Source organism: Microvirga sp. jy35 (genome assembly GCF_056148915.1).
Window position 1 is genome coordinate 49,396 of sequence record NZ_JBWBEW010000009.1, and the last position, 18,355, is coordinate 67,750.

Genomic DNA, 18,355 nt, shown 5'->3' on the forward strand with positions numbered 1-18,355 from the left:
TATCCTTACTTGATGCGGCGGCGGTAGAGGCTGTCGACCCACACCGCCAGCACGAGCACCGCGCCGACCACGATGTTCTGCAGGGGCGTGTCGACCCCGAGCAGCACCATGCCCGATTGCAGCGACTGCATGACGAGGGCGCCCAGCATCGCGCCCGCGATGGTGCCGACGCCGCCCGCCAGCGACGTGCCGCCGATGACCGCAGAGGCGATCACGTAGAGCTCGTCGAGGCTGCCGGCCGCATTCGTCGCCGCATTGAGGCGCGCGGTCGAGATGCAGGCGGAGATGCCGCAGAGCAGGCCCATGAGGCCGAACACCTTCATGAGCGTCCAGCGGGTGTTGATGCCCGACAGCTCCGCCGCCTCCGGGTTGCCGCCGATGGCGAACACGTAGCGGCCGAAGCGCCGGCGCGTGGCGATGAAGGTCATCACCAACCCGACCATGACGGCGATCAGCACCGGCAGCGCGACCCCATGCGGGATGAACAACCCGCCCTCGGGCCAGGTGAGACCGTTGGCCTCCGCCCAGCGGCGCGCAGTGCCGGCAGGCAGGGGATAGGCATTGGCGATGGCAGCCGCCGCGAGAACGAGGCTGCAGGCGAGCGCCGCGATCACCGCATCGGCCCAGCCCGGACGCACGGGAAAGCCGAAGCGCAGGCGGCGGCGGCGCGAGAAGCCGAGGGCAATGATGATCAACCCGCAGGCGACGGCCGCGATGACCCAGGTGGTGGTGGCGCCGAGCGCCCCTTCCACGCCGCCGCCGAAGGCCTTGAAGCGCGTGTCCATGGGCGCGATGGTCTGGCCGGTGGTGACCCACCAGGCCGCGCCGCGCCACACCAGCAGTCCGCCCAGCGTGACGATGAAGGATGGGATGCCCAGATAGGCGATGACCCAGCCCTGGAAGAGCCCGATCGATCCGCCGACGACCATAGCCAGCACCACGGCGATCGGGGCCGTGAGCCAATGCTCGAGCCCGAGATAGGCCGGCAGCCACTGCACCTGCGCGACGCCGATGATCATGCCGGTCACGCCGAGGATCGCGCCCACCGACAGATCGATGTTGCGCGTGACGATCACGAGCACCATGCCGGTGGCCATGATCGCCACGGAGGCGGTCTGCACCGACAGGTTCCAGAGGTTGCGCGGGGTGAGGAAGACGCCGCCCGAGAGAAGATCGAACCCGATCCAGATCGCGGCGAGCGCCGCCAGCATGCCGAGCATGCGGGCATCGATCTCGAGCTTCGACAGGAACGAGCCGGACGCGGCGGAAGGCGGCGGGGCGGCAGTGGCAATGGGTGCGGTCATGGGAATGGCTCGTCGTGCAAAAGCGTCATTCCGGGGCTGCGCGGCGGAACCGGACCCGAAGGGCCGCGCCGGTGGCGTGGGAATCCATGATAGCTAACGGTTCAGAAAGAGGCGGCATGCTCACCGCCCCTCTTGAAATGTTATGCTTATGGATTCCGGGCTCGCGCCGGTAGCGCGCCCCGGAATGACATGCTGGAGTTAGTTGCAGGCCTTCACCGTGCCGGCCTTCACGCCCTGGCAGACCACGTCCTTCGAGGCCCAGCCGGCGCTGATCACGACGTCGAGGTTATCCTTCGTGACCGCAACCGGCGTGAGAAAGAGAGCCGTCATGTTCTGCTTCTTCGGACCGAGGTTCCAGGACTTCGCACCCTGGATCTCGGTGAGCTTCTTGCCGCCGGCCAACTGCAGAGCGATCTCCGCCGCGTTGCGGCCGAGTTCGCGGGCATCCTTGAACACCGTCACGGTCTGCGTGCCGAGCGCCACGCGGTTGAGCGCCGCCTTGTCTGCATCCTGGCCCGACACGGGCACGGAGCCTGCAAGGCCCTGCGCGGCAAGAGCCGCGATGGCGCCGCCGGCGGTGCCGTCGTTGGCGGCGATCACCGCATCGATCTTGTTGTTGTTCTTGGTCAGGAACTGCTCCATGTTCCGCTGCGCGTTGGCGGGGAGCCAGCCGTCCGTGTAGGCCTCGCCCACGTTCTTGATCTTGCCGGAATCGATGGCGGCCTTCAGCACTTCCATCGAGCCCTGGAACAGGAAGTTGGCGTTCGGATCCGAGCCCGAGCCCTTGATGAAGGCGTAGTTGCCTTCAGGCTTCAGCTTGAACACCTCGCGGGCCTGAAGACGGCCGACCTCGACGTTGTCGAAGGTGAGATAGAAGGCCTGCGGGATCTCGATGAGGCGGTCATAGCCCACGACCGCGATGCCTTCGGCCACGGCCTTCTCGACGGCAGGGCGGACCGCGTCCGCATCCTGCGCCAGCACGATTAGCGCCTTGGCGCCGCGCGAGATGAGGCTCTCGATGTCGGTGAGCTGCTTGGCGGGCGACGACTGGGCATCCGCCGACACGTAGGTGCCGCCGGCCTTCTCGACCGCGGCCTTGATGGCGGCTTCGTCGGTCTTCCAGCGCTCTTCCTGGAAGTTCGACCAGCTGACGCCGACCACCGGGCCCTTACCCTGAGCGAAGGCGGCGCCGGCGGACAGGGCCAGAGCGGCAAGCGAGATGAGAGCGTGTTTCTTCGAAAGCATCGGTTTTCCTCCTGGGCGGCGCCACCTTTGGAAAGCGCCGCGCTCATGGCAGCTGTCGGGCCCTCAGGACCGACGGACGTGGCTCAACATGCCATGCGTTATTGTTCGAGCGCGGAAATAATTATACGAGGCCATGTCTCCTTCAAGCGCCTGACGTCTAATATTTTGGTCGGATACCATCATCTCTCAGTTTTGATTTATTCAAGCTGTGAATAAAGTGCTCTCATGATCCCGCTGCCTCTCTCCCCCCGCGAAACTGCCCGCCGGCGCCTGCTCGATGCCCTGCGCCGGGAAGGACCCATGGCGCGGGTAGAGATCGGTCAGCACCTCGGCATGAGCCCGGCCAGTGTTTCCGAACTCGCCGCAGGCCTTCTCGACGAGGGGGTGCTGGTGGCGGAGGACAGCCCGGACCAGAGCCCTGGGCTGCTCCGGGGACGGCCGAAGACCCGCCTCTACTTCGCCGAGACCCTGGGCTCCGTGGTGGGCGTCTGGACCGGGTTCAACCGCATCGAGCTGCGGCTCGTGGACAGCGCCGGACGCACCAGGGCGAGCCGCCACGTGGAGCGCCCCCTGCGCAATCTTGAGGCCGAGCAGCTGATGGACGTGCTGGCCCACACCATCGCGGCCTTCGCGGAGGAGAGCGGCGCCCGTAACGTGAAGGCCGTGGGCCTCGCCTGCCAGGGCTATGTGGACACCCGCGACGGGATCGTCGCCTGGAGCCCGGTGCTGGGCACCCGCGACCTGCCCCTCGCCTCAGGATTGGGCCAGCGCCTCGGCAAGCCCGTGCTCATGGAGAACGACGCCAGCGCAATGGCCTTCGCGATCGCGCAGCGCAGCGCCGACCTGCGCTCCGGCCGCACCGCCTGCCTGATGGTGGGCGACGGCGTGGGCCTCGGCTTTCTCATCCAGGGCGAGCTCTATCGCGGCGCGCGCTTCGGCGGCTCCGAGTTCGGTCATGTGCGATTGCGCCGGAGCGGGCCGCAATGCCGCTGCGGCGGGCGCGGCTGCATCGAGGCCTATCTCGCCGACTATGCCCTGCACCGGGATGCGCAGCTCATCGACCACCGCCCTGCCCCGACCCTGCTGCTGCCGGGCGAAGAGGCCATGGGGGCCATCGTGGACCAGGCCCGCGCAGGCGACCCCGCCCTGCTCAACCTGTTTCACGCGGCCGGCGAGGTGTTGGGCGATGCGGTCGGCATCCTGATCCAGACGCTCGAGCCCGACCACATCGTCATCTGCGGCCCCGGCACCCGGGCCATGGACCTCCTGCGCCCCTCCTTCGAGGCGGCGCTCGAATCCCAGACCATTCCGGAGCTGCGCGCGCTCGCCACGATCCACGTGGTGGAATCCTCCATGGACCTCCTGACGGAGGGCGTTGTGATGCAGGCCCTGCGCGAACTCGACCTCGATCTGGCGCGACTGAAGGCAGCGTGAAACGGAAGAGGCTGCCTGGCTCATCACCGGGCGGCCCTTTTCTGATCCTTCGTTGTCGCTCGGATCACGTAGAAGTCGTCGAACTTGAGGGCGGTCTTGTTGGTGAGGGTGGCGATCTTCACCTGGGCGGCAGAGCCGGTGCCGTCCTTGTCGTAGTAGAGCGCCCCAGTCTTCTTGTCGTAGACGATCCGGTCTTCGCGGTCCTGCGCCTTCTTGCCTTCGGTGAACATATCCGACTTGAACTTCTTCGGCCGGGAGGCCGTGCCGGAGCCCAGTTTGGTGAAGACCTTGTTGTCGAGCCAGATGCTGTCGTCCCGCGACTTGTAGTCGTAGATCTTGTCCACGTTGCGGGTCTTGTGCATCGCGGTGTCGAACACGAAGGTGTCCCGCCCCGTGCCGCCATAGAGCTTGTCGTTGGCCGCCTTGCCATAGATCGTGTCGTTGCCGCCCATTCCTTTCAGGGTGTTCGCGGCCGCGTTGCCCATGAGCACGTTGGCGCCGTTCGTCCCGGTCAGGTTCAGCACCAGGCCCTCGGCTGCGGTGATGTTCCTCACCGAGGACGGCAGGAGCGCAAAGTCGTAGTCGATGGTGAGCACCACCGAGTCGTTTCCCTGGCCGTCGACGATCCTGTCGCCGATATTGTCGATGACATAGGTATCGTCGCCCGCGCCGCCCGCCATGGTGTCGGCCCCGACGCCGCCGTCGATCCAGTTGCCGGCGGCATTGCCCGTGATCGTGTTGTTCAACTCGTTGCCGGTAAGCACCAGCGCGCCGGCGCCGGTGCCTTCGAGGATCTCCACGTTGGCGCCGAGGGTGAAATTGACATCCGTAACGACCTTGTCGTTGCCTTCAGTGACGCTCTCAACGACCACATCTCCGGTGCTGACATGGTACACATCATCGCCGACGCCGCCCCTGAACGCGTTTGCGGCGGCGTTGCCGAAGAAGGTGTCACCGAACCGGGAACCGATAGCGTTCTCGATTCCGCTGTAGGTATCGCCCTCGGCGTCATTGCCGGAACCCCGGCCGATGGCGAGGTTGACTGTCACGGCCCCTGTGGCGCCGGAGTAATCGACCGTGTCGGCCTCGCTCCCGCCATCGAGAATGTCGGCTCCGATCCCGCCAATCAGGGTATCGCTGCCGGCGCCGCCGTCGAGAACATCGGCGCCGGCTCTGCCATCGAGCACGTCGTTGCCGGTCCAGCCTGTCAGGCGGTTGACGCCTGCTTCGCCCACGAGCGTATCGTCGAACCGGGAGCCATAGAAGTTCTCGATGCTGATATATCTGTCGCCGGCAGCGTCGCCAGAACTGCCGTAAATGCCGTCGCTGGGGGTCAGGCTCGCGGTTACGCCCTCCTCCTTGGCAAAGCGGAACTCCGCCGTATCGTTCCCCTCCCCGCCTCTGATCTCATCGAAGCCGGCACCGCCTTCGAGACGGTCATCGCCACCGGAGCCATCGAGAATGTCGTGGGCGTAGTGGGTGCCGATGTAGTAGTCGGCGCCGTTTGTGCCGTTGACGGTGACTTCCTCCTTCCGTCCATCGATGATCTGATAGTAGATTGCAGTAGCGCCGTCACTCGGGTTGTCCCAAGCAATCGAGAGCCGCCCATCGGCGAGTTCCGTCACGGACGAAATGGTGCCTCTAAGAATCCCAACTTTAGGATGGACCGGAATGGGCTGCTCTGCACCCCGCTGACCATTCTGATCAACCATCTGGATGAAGATCTGGCTACCTCGTTCGAACACGACTGCGAAGCCGCCCTCATATCCACCTTTCGTAAGCGCAACGATTTGAGGAGGATTGGTTGTACCGCCATCGTCGTTGATCCCGAAATTACCTGGAGTAGGGTTTCCATCCTTATTGAATTTTCTGACCCATACCTCATCCTTTGTCAGCTCATCTGAGCTTCGGGCTACAATGACGAAGCCACCGTCGCTGGTTGCCGTCACTGAGGGTGTATAGCCATTGCCAGGGCTGAACCCGCGAGGGTTGGTCGGAGAGTCCCCAATCAGATCGGCTTCGAAAACGCCATCTTGCCTTTTGGAGATCAGGGCGGCCCTGATGGCTCCACCATTACCTTCAACCCAGGTCACGACATAACGGCCGTCGGTGAGTTGAGCTATATCAGGTGTATTGACATCGTTGCTCGTGATCACATTGATCAGTTGAGGATTGCCGAGGTCGCCCCGGAACTTGATAGTGTCCGCTCCTGACGACGTATCGACCCAGACCTGGGCAGGCTCACTTGAGCCTGCAGTTGCAGGGAAGTCTTTATTGTGGCCGTCCTCAGGTGCCGCAATGACCCTCGGAGGAAAAGGAATGCCGTCCTGATCGGCCCAGGGTGCTCCATCAATATTGAAGCTCTGGCTTTGGATGGCAGTGGACGCTCCACTCCAGATAATGGAAAAGGAATGAGTGAAAACCACAATATCGAAGTTTGTGGGCGCACCCGTCGTGCTCGTGATCGTCTGAATAGGACCAGATGTAACCCCAGCAGCATCAACAATTTGAAATTTGATCTTGCTTTCATGTACATCACGCCAAACAACCACATAGGAGCCGTTTGGCAGAGCCATTACTGAACTCTGATCCGAGTCACCTTGGTCTCGCCTAAACGCAATGCCGTGCGTTCCCCATAAATCGATAGCCATAGCCGTCCCTCACGTTGTCAGCGATCACACCCAAGCACTGATATAGAATAACTGACTTAATGCCCTGAATAGAACAGGCTGGGAGTTGCTTGCAATATTATATAATTTTAAAGACTTCCTAAGGTGCGCTGCCGCACAGAATGACGTGCATCATCTTGCCGGTCGGCGATGCTCCTCTAGGAGAGCCACCTTCCTTCAGCATCAGTGGTTTACCGGAACTGGCGCCTCCCGGCCGAGGCGTTCTGCTCTGCCCGCACGGCATCCTGGGGTGCGGCCTTAGAGCCGCACCTTCTCCTGACCTTAGGCGGAAGGAGGGGAGCCGGGCAGACAGCCTCGCCAGCTCGATCGCCCCATAGCCATCCGCCCCGGGAGCCGCTATTTCTTGCCGTGAAGCAGTTCCAAAAGCCCCCGAGACCCGATGCCCTCCTCCCGTCCTGTCCAAGCCGGCGATCACGTGTTTCTCGTCGACGGCTCGTCCTTCATCTTCCGGGCCTACTTCCAGTCCATGAACCAGGACCAGAAGTACAATTCCCGCTCCTCGGACGGGATGCCCACGGGGGCCGTGCGGCTCTTCGTGTCGAAGCTCCTGCAGTTCATGCGCGATGGGGCGGCGGGGTTGAAGCCCACGCATCTGGCCATCGTGCTCGACAAGTCCGAGGGTTCGTTCCGCAAGGAGCTCTACGAGGATTACAAGGGCCACCGGCCGGACGCGCCCGACGACCTCAAAGTCCAGATGCCGATCATGCGCGAGGCGATCCGTGCCTTCGGGCTCGAGCCCGTGGAGCTGCAGCGCTACGAGGCGGACGATCTCATCGCCACCTATACCCAGCAGGCGAAAGAACGCGGTGCGGACGTGCTCATCATTTCCTCCGACAAGGACCTGATGCAGCTCGTGGGGCCCAAAGTCTGCTTCTACGATTTCGAGTCGGGCTCCAAGGGCAAGCCGGGCTACCGGCCCGAGCGCAACCTTGATGAAGCCGCCGTCACCGAGAAGTGGGAGGGCATTCCGCCGGAAAAGATCGGCGACGTGCTGGCGCTCATGGGCGACACCTCGGACAACGTGCCGGGCGTGCCTGGCATCGGGCTCAAGACCGCGGCGCAGCTCATCAAGGAATACGGCGATCTCGAAACGCTCCTGGAGCGCGCGCCCGAGATCAAGCAGCCCAAGCGCCGCGAGAGCCTGATCGCCAATGCGGAGATCGCGCGCCTGTCCAAGAAGCTCGTGACGCTCGACTGCGAGGCGCCCGTTCCGGTGCCGCTCGATGATCTACGCGTGCCGGATCCCGATCCGAAGACGCTGGTGGGCTTCCTCAAGGCCATGGAGTTCAACACGATCACGCGGCGCGTGGCGGAGCTCTACGAGGCCGACCCCTCGGCGATCCCGCCCGACCCGCGCCTCATGCCGGGCGGCGAAGCGATCCGCTGGACCGGCAACGGCACCGGCGTGACGGCGCCCACCGACGACGCCGTGCCGTTCTTCGAGAAGGCCGACCCGGCCTCGGGGGAGGTCGATCCCTTCGCAGGCCTCGACCTGCCCGAGACCGCAACCCTCCGCAAGCCCGTCGAGGGCCTCGGCACCCCGTCGCAGCTCGCCGGAAAGCGCGCGACGGAAGCCTCCTCCGTGCCCATCGACGTGACGGCTTACGAGACCGTCACCAGCCTTGAACGCCTGCAGGAATGGGTGGTGCTCGCCCGCGAGCAGGGTCATGTGGCGGTCGATACGGAGACGAGCGATCTCGATGCCAACCGCGCCGATCTCGTCGGCTTCTCGCTGGCGCTGGAGCCGGGCAAGGCCTGCTACGTGCCGCTGCAGCACCGGGACGAATCCGATCTCTTCGGCGGCGGCCTCGTGAAGGGGCAGATTCCCGTCACCGACGCGCTCGACGTGATCCGCCCGATGCTGGAGGACGCCTCCGTTCTCAAGATCGGCCAGAACATGAAATACGACTGGATCGTGTTCAAGCGCCACGGCATCGAGGTGCACCCTTATGACGACACGATGCTGATTTCCTATGTGCTCGATGCGGGCAAGGGCTCGCACGGCATGGACGAGCTCTCGCGCCGGCATCTGGGCCACTCGCCGATCAGCTTCTCGGATGTGGCCGGCACGGGCCGGAACAAGGTGACCTTCGACAAGGTGGAGATCGGCAAGGCCACAGCCTACGCGGCGGAGGATGCGGACGTCACCCTGCGGCTCTGGCATGTGCTCAAGCCCCGCCTCGCCGCCGAGCGGCGCGCCACCGTCTACGAGACGCTGGAGCGCCCGATGGTGGACACGCTGGCGCGCATGGAGATGCGCGGCATTCTCGTCGACCGGCAGATCCTGAGCCGCCTCTCGGGCGATTTCTCGCAATCCCTCGCGCGTCTCGAAGACGAGATCCACGAGATGGCGGGCGAGAAGTTTTCGCTCGGCTCCCCAAAGCAGATCGGCGACATCCTGTTCGGCCGGATGGGTCTGCCCGGCGCGAAGAAAACCCCGTCGGGCCAATGGGCGACGCCCGCGACGCTCCTCGACGAACTGGCGCAGGCCGGCCACGAGCTGCCCGCCAAGATTCTCGAATGGCGCCAGCTCTCGAAGCTGAAATCCACCTATACCGACACGCTCCAGGAGCACATGAACCCTGAGACCAAGCGGGTGCACACCTCGTTCTCGCTGGCCTCCACCACAACGGGGCGCCTGTCCTCGTCCGATCCCAACCTGCAGAACATCCCGATCCGCACGGAAGCCGGCCGCAAGATCCGCAAGGCCTTCGTGGCGCAGGAAGGCCACAAGATCATCTCGGCGGATTACAGCCAGATCGAGCTGCGCCTGCTGGCCCACATCGCCGACATTCCGCAGCTGCAGGAAGCGTTCGCCAACGGCGTCGACATTCACGCGGCGACCGCGTCCGCCATGTTCGGCGTGCCCCTCGACCAGATGACCGGCGATCTGCGCCGCCAGGCGAAAACCATCAACTTCGGCATCATCTACGGCATCTCGGCCTTCGGCCTTGCCGTGCGCCTCGGCATCGGCAACCAGGAGGCCTCCGCCTTCATCAAGCAGTATTTCGAGCGTTTCCCGGGCATTCGCACCTATATCGACGACACCAAGAAGTTCGTGCGCGAGAAGTCCTACGTGACCACGCTGTTCGGGCGGATCTGCCACTACCCGCAGATCCGATCCGGCAACCCGTCCGAGCGCGCGGGCGTGGAGCGCCAGGCCATCAACGCGCCGATCCAGGGCACCGCCGCCGACATCATCCGCCGCGCCATGGTGCGCATGGAGGACGCGCTCAAAGCCGAGCGCCTCTCCGCGCAAATGCTGCTGCAGGTGCACGACGAACTGGTCTTCGAGGTGCCGGACGACGAGGTCGAGGCCAGCCTGCCGGTGATCTCCCGCGTCATGACGGAGGCCCCCTTCCCGGCCGTGTCGCTGAAGGTGCCCCTCGCGGTGGACGCGCGCGCCGCGCAGAACTGGGACGAGGCGCATTGAGGTCCATCACGAGTAGGCTCCGCATAAGAAGGGCTGTCATTGACGATGACCAAACCATCTTCGGCTTCGTGTCCGGCCTGATTGACGATCACCTGCCCGGTCAAACGCCCTGGACGTCGGCCGAGCGGATCAGGGCTGACGGCTTCGGTCCCGATCCCCTCTTCGAGGCACTCATTGCCGAGCGAGATACCAAGCCTGTCGGCTTCGTGTCGTTCTTCCGCGGCTATGCGGGCTGGCGCGGCAAGCCAATGGGCATCGTTCATGCGCTTTATGTTCTGCCGGAGGAGCGGCGCACAGGAGCAGCGCGCGCGCTGATGGCGGCCGTTGCGAAGATTGCACTGGAGCGGGGTTGGACCAGGGTCGAACTCTTCGTCGAGGAAGAGCGGCCTGCCATCCGCTTCTACGAGGCGATCGGCATCCGCGATCTTCATCATCGGCACATGCGAGTGGACGGTGAGGCACTCGTGCGTTTGGCCAACGAGGCTCTTTGACTTCTACCCGGGACGCTCCACTCTCTTCGCGAGCATCGCCAATGAGAACCCGGAGCACCCCATGCCCTACGAGCTCTATTACTGGCCCACGATCCAGGGGCGCGGCGAGTTCGTGCGGCTTGCATTGGAGGAAGCCGGCGCCGACTACATCGATGCGGCGCGCGAATCCGAAGGCATTGCCGTGATGATGCGCATGATGGAGCATGCCGGGCATCCGCCTTTCGCCCCGCCTTTCCTGAAGGTCGGCGAGACCGTCATCGGCCAGACGGCGGCGATCCTGCTCTATCTCGGGGCGCGGCATGGGCTCGCGCCCAAGGACCCGGATGGGGGCCTCTGGACGCATCAGATCCAGCTCACGCTCGGCGACTTCATTTCGGAGGCGCACGACACCCATCACCCGATGGCCGTCAGCCTGTATTACGAGGACCAGAAGCCCGAGGCGCTCCGGCGCGCGCAGGAGTTTCGTGACAACCGCATTCCAAAGTTTCTGAACTGGTTCGAGACGATCCTTGTCCGCAACCCGGCCGGTTCCGGCCATCTCGTTGGCAAGTCGCTCACCTATGTCGACCTGTCCCTCTTTCAGGCGGTCGAGGGCCTGTTCTACGCGCTCCCAAAGGCCACCAAGCGCGCATTGAACCAGGCGCCGCGGGTGGCGGCCCTGCATCATGCCGTAGCGGAAAGGCCGCGCCTCAAAGCCTATCTCGCAAGCCCGCGGCGTATTCCCTTCAACGAGGAGGGAATCTTCCGGCGCTATCCCGAACTCGACGGCTGAGCGCGAGCCGGGCAATGTCGGAGGAACGGGAATTCCGCAGAGGCCCCTTTCCTTCCTTTCCGTCAGGCGCTATATTGTAACATGAAAACACCGGGGCCTCATCTTGCCGGGACGCAGGGTACCATCACAGCTTCGCTCTGAAGCCTTCAAGCGCCGCGGAGTCCACCCATGAGGCGGAAGGTGGCCGCCATCCTGGCTGCGGACATCGTGGGCTTCTCCCGGCTCATCGCGGAGGATGAAGACGGAACGCTGCGGCAGCTCGCAGCCTACCGCAACGTTCTGGACGATTTCGTGGCCCATCATGGCGGGCGCGTCTTCAACACGGCCGGCGATTCGATCATGTGCGAATTCGACAGCGCCGTGGAGGCTACCCGCGCGGCCATCGACATCCAGGATTACATGAGGGCCCAAAACCTGGCCTTGGCCCAGAACAGGCGGGTCCAGTTCCGCATCGGCATCTCGGTGGGCGAGGTGGTCGAGCGCCAGGACGATCTTCTGGGGATGGCGGTCAACATCGCGGCCCAGCTCGAAACCCTGGCCTCGCCGGGAGGCATCTGCCTCTCGCGGGCCGTGCACGAGGCCGTCTCCGGGCAGATCGCCGTGCCCTTCCTCGACATTGGCGAGCGGCAGGTGAAGAACATTCCCTTTCCGGTCCATGCCTTCGCGATCACCGGCCCGGATGGGGAGGTTTCCGTGGCCCCGCAGCGCTCTCCGCAAGGATCCTGGCAGGGTCCGCCCTGTCCGTGGCAGGGGCGTGCCTGATCGTGCTCATCGGCGCGGGAGGATTCGCCTCGCAACGCCAGCCTTGGCGGCCGCTGGAGCTCGGCGCGCTCCCTCCGGTTCGACAGACCGCCCAGATTCTCGTGCTGCCCGCCAATCCGGTCGAGGCCTTCTCAGGGCTCGTGCAACGGGGAGGACAGATCGCCGATCCGCATTCCGCGCCGGGCCTACATCACAATGCCCTGCTGTTCGAGGCGAAGGGCGAGTCCATCGGAGCACACCGCGCGTACTACGCCCTGGCCCGGATGGGCCTGGAATTCGTCGATCCCCATCTGCGCTATGCGGCGCTCGTGCGCGCTCACGAGGGACGGTTCATCGCGCGGCAGGTCTATGCCGAATTGAACGAGGACGCGCCGACCCGTGCCACGGCCCTGGTCCATGCCCTGCAGTTCGACGGCCCGGAGCGGAAGGTGAGGCTCCATGCCTTGATCGAGAAGCACCCCGATTACGCTCCGGCCTATTTCTTCCTGGCCGAGGAGCATTCGGCGGATCGCGTCGGCAGCCTGCAGACCGCGCAGGACAAGCAGATCGAGCATGCGGCTCTGGCCGAGTTCTTCAAGGCCCATGACGACGGCCGCCTGTTACCGTTCTTTCTCGATCAGTCCGTCGCGGCCGAGTGGGTCGAGCGGGCCCACGATCGCCATGCAAGGCTGGCATTGTCGGGCGAGAGCGTCTCGGCCCTGCCCGTCTTCGAGCCATAGCTTGCCGCCAACGATCGATTAAGACCTGGCCTCTAGAGTCGCGCTTCCGCAACGACCCAGATCCTGTGAGGAGCCGGCCATGAGTGATGAAGCAGGCAGCGTTGCCGTCCGTCTCTGGCGCGATCGCGCGCAGCTGCGCGAGGAGGAGCGCAACGAGGCGCAGGCCCGTCTTCGCATCGCCCACGAGAAGGTGGCAATCCTGATGGCGGAGATTGAGCGGCTCGAGGCCGAGAATGCGCGCCTGCGCGCCCTCCAGGTGCCGGACGAGAGCATCGCCCAGGCCGAGACGGACCTGCAGATGGAAGCGCTCAAGGGCGCGCTCCTGCCCCTGATCTCCCAGCCCGTGGGGCGGCTGAACGCCTGAGGCTGTCAGGCCGCCAGGCGGCCTATCGCCTCGTTCAGGCATTCCACCGCGATGGTGCCGCCCTTGGCGACAAGGCTGCAGCCCTTCGGCACCTCGCGCCAGCCCTTGGTCTTGTCGTCGATGGGCTCGGAGACGATGAGCAGGTTGCCGTTGTCCTCGCGGAAATACAGGGTCGGCGGCTTGGCATCACAGGCCCAGCGATAAGCCCAGAGGTTTTCGCCGTCGGTGAAGGCGGCGGTGAAGCGCAGGGCCTCCTGGATGCCGGCCTCGGTCATCAGGCCGCGCACCACTTTGAGCGTCCTGGCCATGGCCGTCACGGGCTCCTCCGCCAGCCCGTTGGCGAGGGCCGTGAGGAAGATCGCCTCTGAATCGGTGGTGCCGAGGCGCCGGTCGTAGAGTTCGTCCGGGATCAGGGCTTCGAGGCGCCGCTTGATCCGCCCGTAGCCGCCGATCTGGCCGTTGTGCATGAACAGGTAGCGGCCATGGGTGAAGGGGTGGCAGTTCGCCCGGGTGGTCGAGGTGCCGGTGGAGGCGCGCACATGGGCGAAGAAGAGCTTTGAGCGCACCTGCTCGCACAGGCTCCTCAGGTTCTCGTCCGACCAGGCCGGGCGGACCTCCCGGTAGACGCCCGGCTCCGGACGCTCCCCGTACCAGCCGATGCCGAACCCGTCCCCGTTCGTGCCGGTCTTGGCCTCGACCGCGTGCAGCGACTGGTGCACCAGCGAATGGGCCGGGGCACAGACGAGTTCGTCGAGGAAGATCGGCTCCCCCCGGTAGGCGAGAAAGCGGCACATCGGCTTCAGCAACCCTCAAGCGCGGCAAGACTTTGTAATGATGTTGTACTATCTTTGACTTATGGTGAATAGCCGGTTAACGGCCACGCCGTTGCAGCCTCAAACCCATTCCCCTAAAGCTGTTCTCAAATCCTGAAGAACGAGCCGGCCGGGCCGGACTGCTGGGGACCCTACGATGCTACGCCCTCTGAGCCTGGCGCTCGCCGCCGCCCTGACCCTCCTGCCTCAAGTGGCCCTGGCGGCCGAGTTCGAAGGGGCGAGCCTGGGGTTCGTCTGGGCCCTGCCCTTCGTGGGCATCCTCCTGTCCATCGCTCTCTTCCCGCTGCTGGCGCCCCATTTCTGGGAGCACCATCAGGGCAAGATCGCAGCCCTCTGGGGCCTGCTGGTGCTGGTTCCCATGGCGCTTGCCTTCGGGCCGACGGCGGCGATCCATGCGCTGGCCCACACGGCGCTGCTCGAATACATCCCGTTCATCCTGCTCCTGCTCGCCCTGTTCACGGTGGCGGGCGGCATTCTCGTGCGCGGCAACATCCACGGCGCGCCGGGCACCAACACGATCCTTCTCGGCATCGGCACCGTGCTGGCGAGCTTCATCGGCACCACGGGCGCCTCCATGGTGATGATCCGCCCGGTGATGCGCGCCAACGACGACCGGCGGCACAACGTGCACGTGATCGTGTTCTTCATCTTCCTGGTGTCGAATATCGGCGGTTCGCTGACGCCGCTCGGCGACCCGCCGCTCTTCCTCGGCTTCCTGCGCGGCGTCGACTTCTTCTGGACGACCACGCACCTCCTGCCGGAAACGCTGTTCGCGAGCGGCCTTCTGCTCGCCCTGTTCTTCGTGATCGATCTCGTGATCTACCGTCGTGAAGGCCGCATGCGGCCCGATCCGACACCGGACAACCCGGTGCGCGTCGTGGGCGGCTTCAACTTCCTGCTGATCTTCATCATCATCACGGCGATCCTCATGAGCGCGACGGTGGATCTGGGGCGCATCACGGTGCTCGGCACGGAGGTCGAGCTGGCGAATGCGCTGCGCGATCTCATCATGATCGCCGTCACGGTCATTTCGCTGAAAGTCACCTCCAAAGCCAACCGGATCGAGAACGGCTTCTCCTGGGGGCCGATCAAGGAGGTGGCGAAGCTGTTTGCCGGCATCTTCATCACCATCATTCCCGTGCTGGCCATGCTGCGGGCCGGTGCCGACGGCGCGTTCGCGCCCCTCGTCGCGCTCGTGTCGAACCCGGACGGCAGCGCCGACAACGCCGCCTATTTCTGGCTCACCGGCGGCCTGTCGTCGTTCCTCGACAACGCGCCGACCTATCTCGTGTTCTTCGAGCTTGCCGGCGGCAATCCGCAGCAGCTCATGACGGCGGGCGCCATGACCCTCACGGCCATCTCGGCGGGCGCGGTGTTCATGGGCGCCAACTCCTATATCGGCAACGCGCCCAACTTCATGGTCTACGCGATCGCCCGCGAAGGCGGCGTGAAGATGCCGAGCTTCTTCGGCTACCTGCTCTGGTCGGGCGCGATCCTGATCCCGACCTTCCTGCTGCTGACGCTGGTGTTCTTCAGGGGGTAAAGTACTGCATTCCCCCTACAGCTTTTGAACAAAGCTTAGAATTACAAGTGCAGCAAAAGCTATGCAAGAAAGGCAGAGGACCTCCAATGCCCCCGTACCCTCTACCTCCATCCATCGTCCAATCCGAATCCGCATAGCTCTGCCCTTTCCAGTTCAAAGGCAGAATAGTGACTTGAGCTCACTGCGATCATGCCCTGAGATGCGGGCATGATAATTCGTTCCGGAATGTGTTAAGCGCGCGATCCATATGATTCGCGTTGCCTTGTGCAAGACCGCCTCTTCCCTCCCCCTTGCGAGGAGGGACTGAGGGTGGGGGTCGCAAAGTCGGAACGTTGTGCTCGACAAGAGCGTCAACACTCGTCCTACCACGTCATCACCGGCCTTGTGCCGGTGATCCCGACTGCTTGAAGCGCAACACTCTTCCCATCGGGATGGCAGGGACAAGCCCGGCCATGACGGAGATGTCCCACCCGGTCGTTCCACCCCCACCCCTACCCCTCCCCGCAAGGGGGAGGGAACACGCGCACTGCTCTCACGCGGTCAACCGCTCCGCCACATCCTCGGCCAGCGAAAGGCACGACGTCAGCCCTGGACTCTCGATGCCGAACAAACAAACCAGTCCAGAAAGCCCATGCTCCGCCGGACCGTCGATCATGAAGTCGGCGGCCTTCTCGCCCGGTCCGGTGAGCTTCGGGCGGATGCCGGAGTAATCCGGGACGAGAGCGCCATCGGGGAGGCTCGGCCAGTAGCGGCGGATGGAGGCGTAGAAGCTCTCGGCCCGCCGAGGGTCGACTTCGTATTCCTCCCTGTCGATCCACTCCACGTCGGGCCCGAAGCGCATGCGGCCGGCGAGATCGAGGGTCACGTGGGTGCCGAGGCCCCCGTCGACAGGGGCCGGATAGATCAGCCGCGAGAAGGCAGGCCTGCCGAGGCAGCCGAAGTAGTTTCCCTTGGCCAGAACCAGCGGCGGCACGCGCTCCACCGGATAGCCTTCCGTCACGCGGGCGAGCGCCTGGGCGCCGAGCCCCGCCGCATTGACGAGGGCATCCACGGCAATCTCCGTCGGGTCCGCGCCGCCCACCTGCACATTCCAACCCGCGCCGCTGCGCGCGATGCGCTCGACCGGAGCGTGGACGGCGATTGCGCCGCCCGCATCCTCCAGATCGCCCTGCAGAGCCAGCATCAGCGCATGGCTGTCGACGATGCCGGTCTCTCGGGACAGCACCGCGCCGGTGCAGGAGAGGTTCGGCTCAAGCCGCCGCGCCTCTTCGCCCGTGAGGAATGAGAGGCCCTCGACGCCATTGGCCAGCCCCTGCTCGTAGATGCCCTCGATCTTGGCCTGTTCGAGGTCGTTGGTGGCGACGATGAGCTTGCCGCATTTCGCGTGCGGCACCCTGTGGCTCTCGCAGAAAGCGTAGAGCATGCGCCGCCCCTCGACGCAGTGGCGGGCGCGCAGAGAGCCGGAGGGATAGTACATCCCCGCATGTATCACCTCGCTGTTGCGCGAGGAGATTCCGTTGCCGATTCCGCCGGTGGATTCCGCCACGATCACGCTGTGCCCGCGCAGGGCGAGCGCCCGCGCGACGGCGAGGCCCACCACTCCGGCTCCGATGACCAGAATTTCGATGACAGCCTCCCGCTGCTGATCAGAGGCGCTGGCCGGTCTGCTCGTCGAAGAGATGCACGAGCTTCGGATCCGGCGTGATGCGGATCTGCTGGCCGGGCTGGGCGTCGACGCGCTCGCGGAACACGCCCACCACGTCCGTTCCGGCGAGTCTGGCGAAGACCTGGGTCTCCGATCCGGTCGGCTCGACGACGGCGACCTCCGCCGGCAGGCCGTTGACCTCGTCGAGCATGAAATGCTCCGGCCGGATGCCGTAGACCACAGGCTTTCCGTCGGAAGCCGCCGGCGGAGTGGCAACCGGGAAAGCGGTGCCGTCCTGCGCGATGAAGCGGCCTCCCTGCAGGCGGCCTTTCAAGAAGTTCATGGCGGGCGAGCCGATGAAGCCCGCGACGAACAGGTTCGCCGGCCGGTCGTAGAGCTCGAGCGGTGCGCCGATCTGCTCCACCACGCCGTCGTGCATCACCACGATCTTGTCGGCCATGGTCATGGCCTCGATCTGGTCGTGGGTCACGTAGATCGTGGTGGTCTTCAGCCTCTGGTGCAGGGCCTTGATCTCCGTGCGCATGGCAACCCGCAGCTTGGCGTCGAGGTTGGAGAGCGGCTCGTCGAACAGGAAGACCTGCGGATCGCGCACGATGGCGCGGCCCATGGCGACGCGCTGGCGCTGGCCGCCGGAGAGCTGGCGCGGATAGCGGTCGAGAAGCTTGGTCAGCCCGAGGATCTCGGCGGCCCGGTCGACCCGCGTCTTGATCTCGGCCTTCGACGCCCCTTTAAGCTTGAGGGAGAAGCCCATGTTGTCGGCCACCGTCATGTGCGGGTAGAGCGCATAGTTCTGGAACACCATGGCGATGTCGCGCTCCTTCGGCGGCACGTCGTTGACCACCCGCGGGCCGATGCGCAGCTCGCCGCCGGAGATGTTCTCGAGCCCGGCGATCATGCGCAGCAGGGTGGACTTGCCGCATCCGGACGGGCCGACCAGAGTGACGAACTCCCCGTCCCGGATGTCGAAGGATACGCCCTGGATGACCGAGACCGGTCCGAAGTTCTTGCTGATGTTGCGAATCTCGACCGAGGCCACGGGGCTTCCTTCCAAATCGGCGTTCACCGGCACCCTCAGGCCCGGCCGCGCCATCCTAGGCAC

General features: G+C 64.9%; 14 protein-coding genes. 8 read left to right on the forward strand and 6 right to left on the reverse strand.

Features of this window, described 5'->3' with window-relative positions; genetic code table 11:
* Positions 1-5 precede the first annotated feature (5 nt).
* Both AC0QTX_RS09565 and xylF read right to left on the reverse strand, forming a co-directional pair.
* On the reverse strand, positions 6-1,304 hold the full coding sequence (locus AC0QTX_RS09565; RefSeq protein WP_474603603.1) for a sugar ABC transporter permease: 1,299 nt from the start codon (positions 1,302-1,304) through the stop codon (positions 6-8).
* 198 nt (positions 1,305-1,502) lie between these two features.
* Positions 1,503-2,549, reverse strand: coding sequence for a D-xylose ABC transporter substrate-binding protein (gene xylF, locus AC0QTX_RS09570; RefSeq protein ID WP_474603604.1), 1,047 nt, complete (start codon positions 2,547-2,549; stop codon positions 1,503-1,505).
* Between the two features lie 225 nt (positions 2,550-2,774).
* Here xylF and AC0QTX_RS09575 point away from each other — a divergent pair, with 225 nt between their 5' ends.
* On the forward strand, positions 2,775-3,983 hold the full coding sequence (locus tag AC0QTX_RS09575) for an ROK family protein (protein WP_474603605.1): 1,209 nt from the start codon (positions 2,775-2,777) through the stop codon (positions 3,981-3,983).
* A 23-nt stretch (positions 3,984-4,006) separates the two neighbouring features.
* Here the strand turns inward: AC0QTX_RS09575 and AC0QTX_RS09580 are convergent, their stop codons facing one another.
* A complete protein-coding gene (locus tag AC0QTX_RS09580) occupies positions 4,007-5,728 on the reverse strand; it encodes a calcium-binding protein (protein ID WP_474603606.1) in 1,722 nt (573 codons plus the stop codon).
* Between the two features lie 1,324 nt (positions 5,729-7,052).
* Here AC0QTX_RS09580 and polA point away from each other — a divergent pair.
* The 6 genes from polA to AC0QTX_RS09610 all read left to right on the forward strand — a co-directional run bounded on the left by polA (position 7,053) and on the right by AC0QTX_RS09610 (position 13,214).
* Positions 7,053-10,106, forward strand: a complete 3,054-nt coding sequence (gene polA, locus AC0QTX_RS09585) for a DNA polymerase I (protein ID WP_474603607.1) — start codon at positions 7,053-7,055, stop codon at positions 10,104-10,106.
* A 68-nt stretch (positions 10,107-10,174) separates the two neighbouring features.
* Complete coding sequence (locus tag AC0QTX_RS09590; protein ID WP_474603608.1) at positions 10,175-10,597, forward strand: N-acetyltransferase family protein; 423 nt, start codon at positions 10,175-10,177, stop codon at positions 10,595-10,597.
* Positions 10,598-10,658: 61 nt separating this feature from the next.
* On the forward strand, positions 10,659-11,369 hold the full coding sequence (locus AC0QTX_RS09595) for a glutathione S-transferase (RefSeq protein WP_474603609.1): 711 nt from the start codon (positions 10,659-10,661) through the stop codon (positions 11,367-11,369).
* Between the two features lie 168 nt (positions 11,370-11,537).
* Positions 11,538-12,131 carry an adenylate/guanylate cyclase domain-containing protein gene (locus AC0QTX_RS09600; RefSeq protein WP_474603610.1) on the forward strand — a complete coding sequence of 198 codons (594 nt, stop codon included), beginning with the start codon at positions 11,538-11,540 and terminating at the stop codon, positions 12,129-12,131.
* A complete protein-coding gene (locus AC0QTX_RS09605) occupies positions 12,113-12,850 on the forward strand; it encodes a hypothetical protein (protein ID WP_474603611.1) in 738 nt (245 codons plus the stop codon). The genes AC0QTX_RS09600 and AC0QTX_RS09605 overlap by 19 nt, the downstream gene beginning before the upstream one ends.
* A 79-nt stretch (positions 12,851-12,929) precedes the next feature.
* Complete coding sequence (locus tag AC0QTX_RS09610) at positions 12,930-13,214, forward strand: hypothetical protein (RefSeq protein ID WP_474603612.1); 285 nt, start codon at positions 12,930-12,932, stop codon at positions 13,212-13,214.
* A 5-nt stretch (positions 13,215-13,219) separates the two neighbouring features.
* On the opposite strand, the gene AC0QTX_RS09615 is transcribed toward AC0QTX_RS09610, so the two are convergent.
* The gene (locus tag AC0QTX_RS09615; RefSeq protein ID WP_474603613.1) at positions 13,220-14,008 is read right to left on the reverse strand and encodes a class II glutamine amidotransferase; all 789 of its coding nucleotides are present in this window, start codon (positions 14,006-14,008) and stop codon (positions 13,220-13,222) included.
* A 175-nt stretch (positions 14,009-14,183) separates the two neighbouring features.
* Here AC0QTX_RS09615 and AC0QTX_RS09620 point away from each other — a divergent pair, with 175 nt between their 5' ends.
* Positions 14,184-15,590, forward strand: a complete 1,407-nt coding sequence (locus AC0QTX_RS09620) for a sodium:proton antiporter (RefSeq protein WP_474603614.1) — start codon at positions 14,184-14,186, stop codon at positions 15,588-15,590.
* 532 nt (positions 15,591-16,122) lie between these two features.
* On the opposite strand, the gene AC0QTX_RS09625 is transcribed toward AC0QTX_RS09620, so the two are convergent.
* Positions 16,123-17,217, reverse strand: coding sequence for an NAD(P)/FAD-dependent oxidoreductase (locus AC0QTX_RS09625; RefSeq protein WP_474603699.1), 1,095 nt, complete (start codon positions 17,215-17,217; stop codon positions 16,123-16,125).
* Positions 17,218-17,236: 19 nt separating this feature from the next.
* Complete coding sequence (locus tag AC0QTX_RS09630) at positions 17,237-18,292, reverse strand: ABC transporter ATP-binding protein (protein ID WP_474603700.1); 1,056 nt, start codon at positions 18,290-18,292, stop codon at positions 17,237-17,239.
* Positions 18,293-18,355 lie beyond the last annotated feature (63 nt).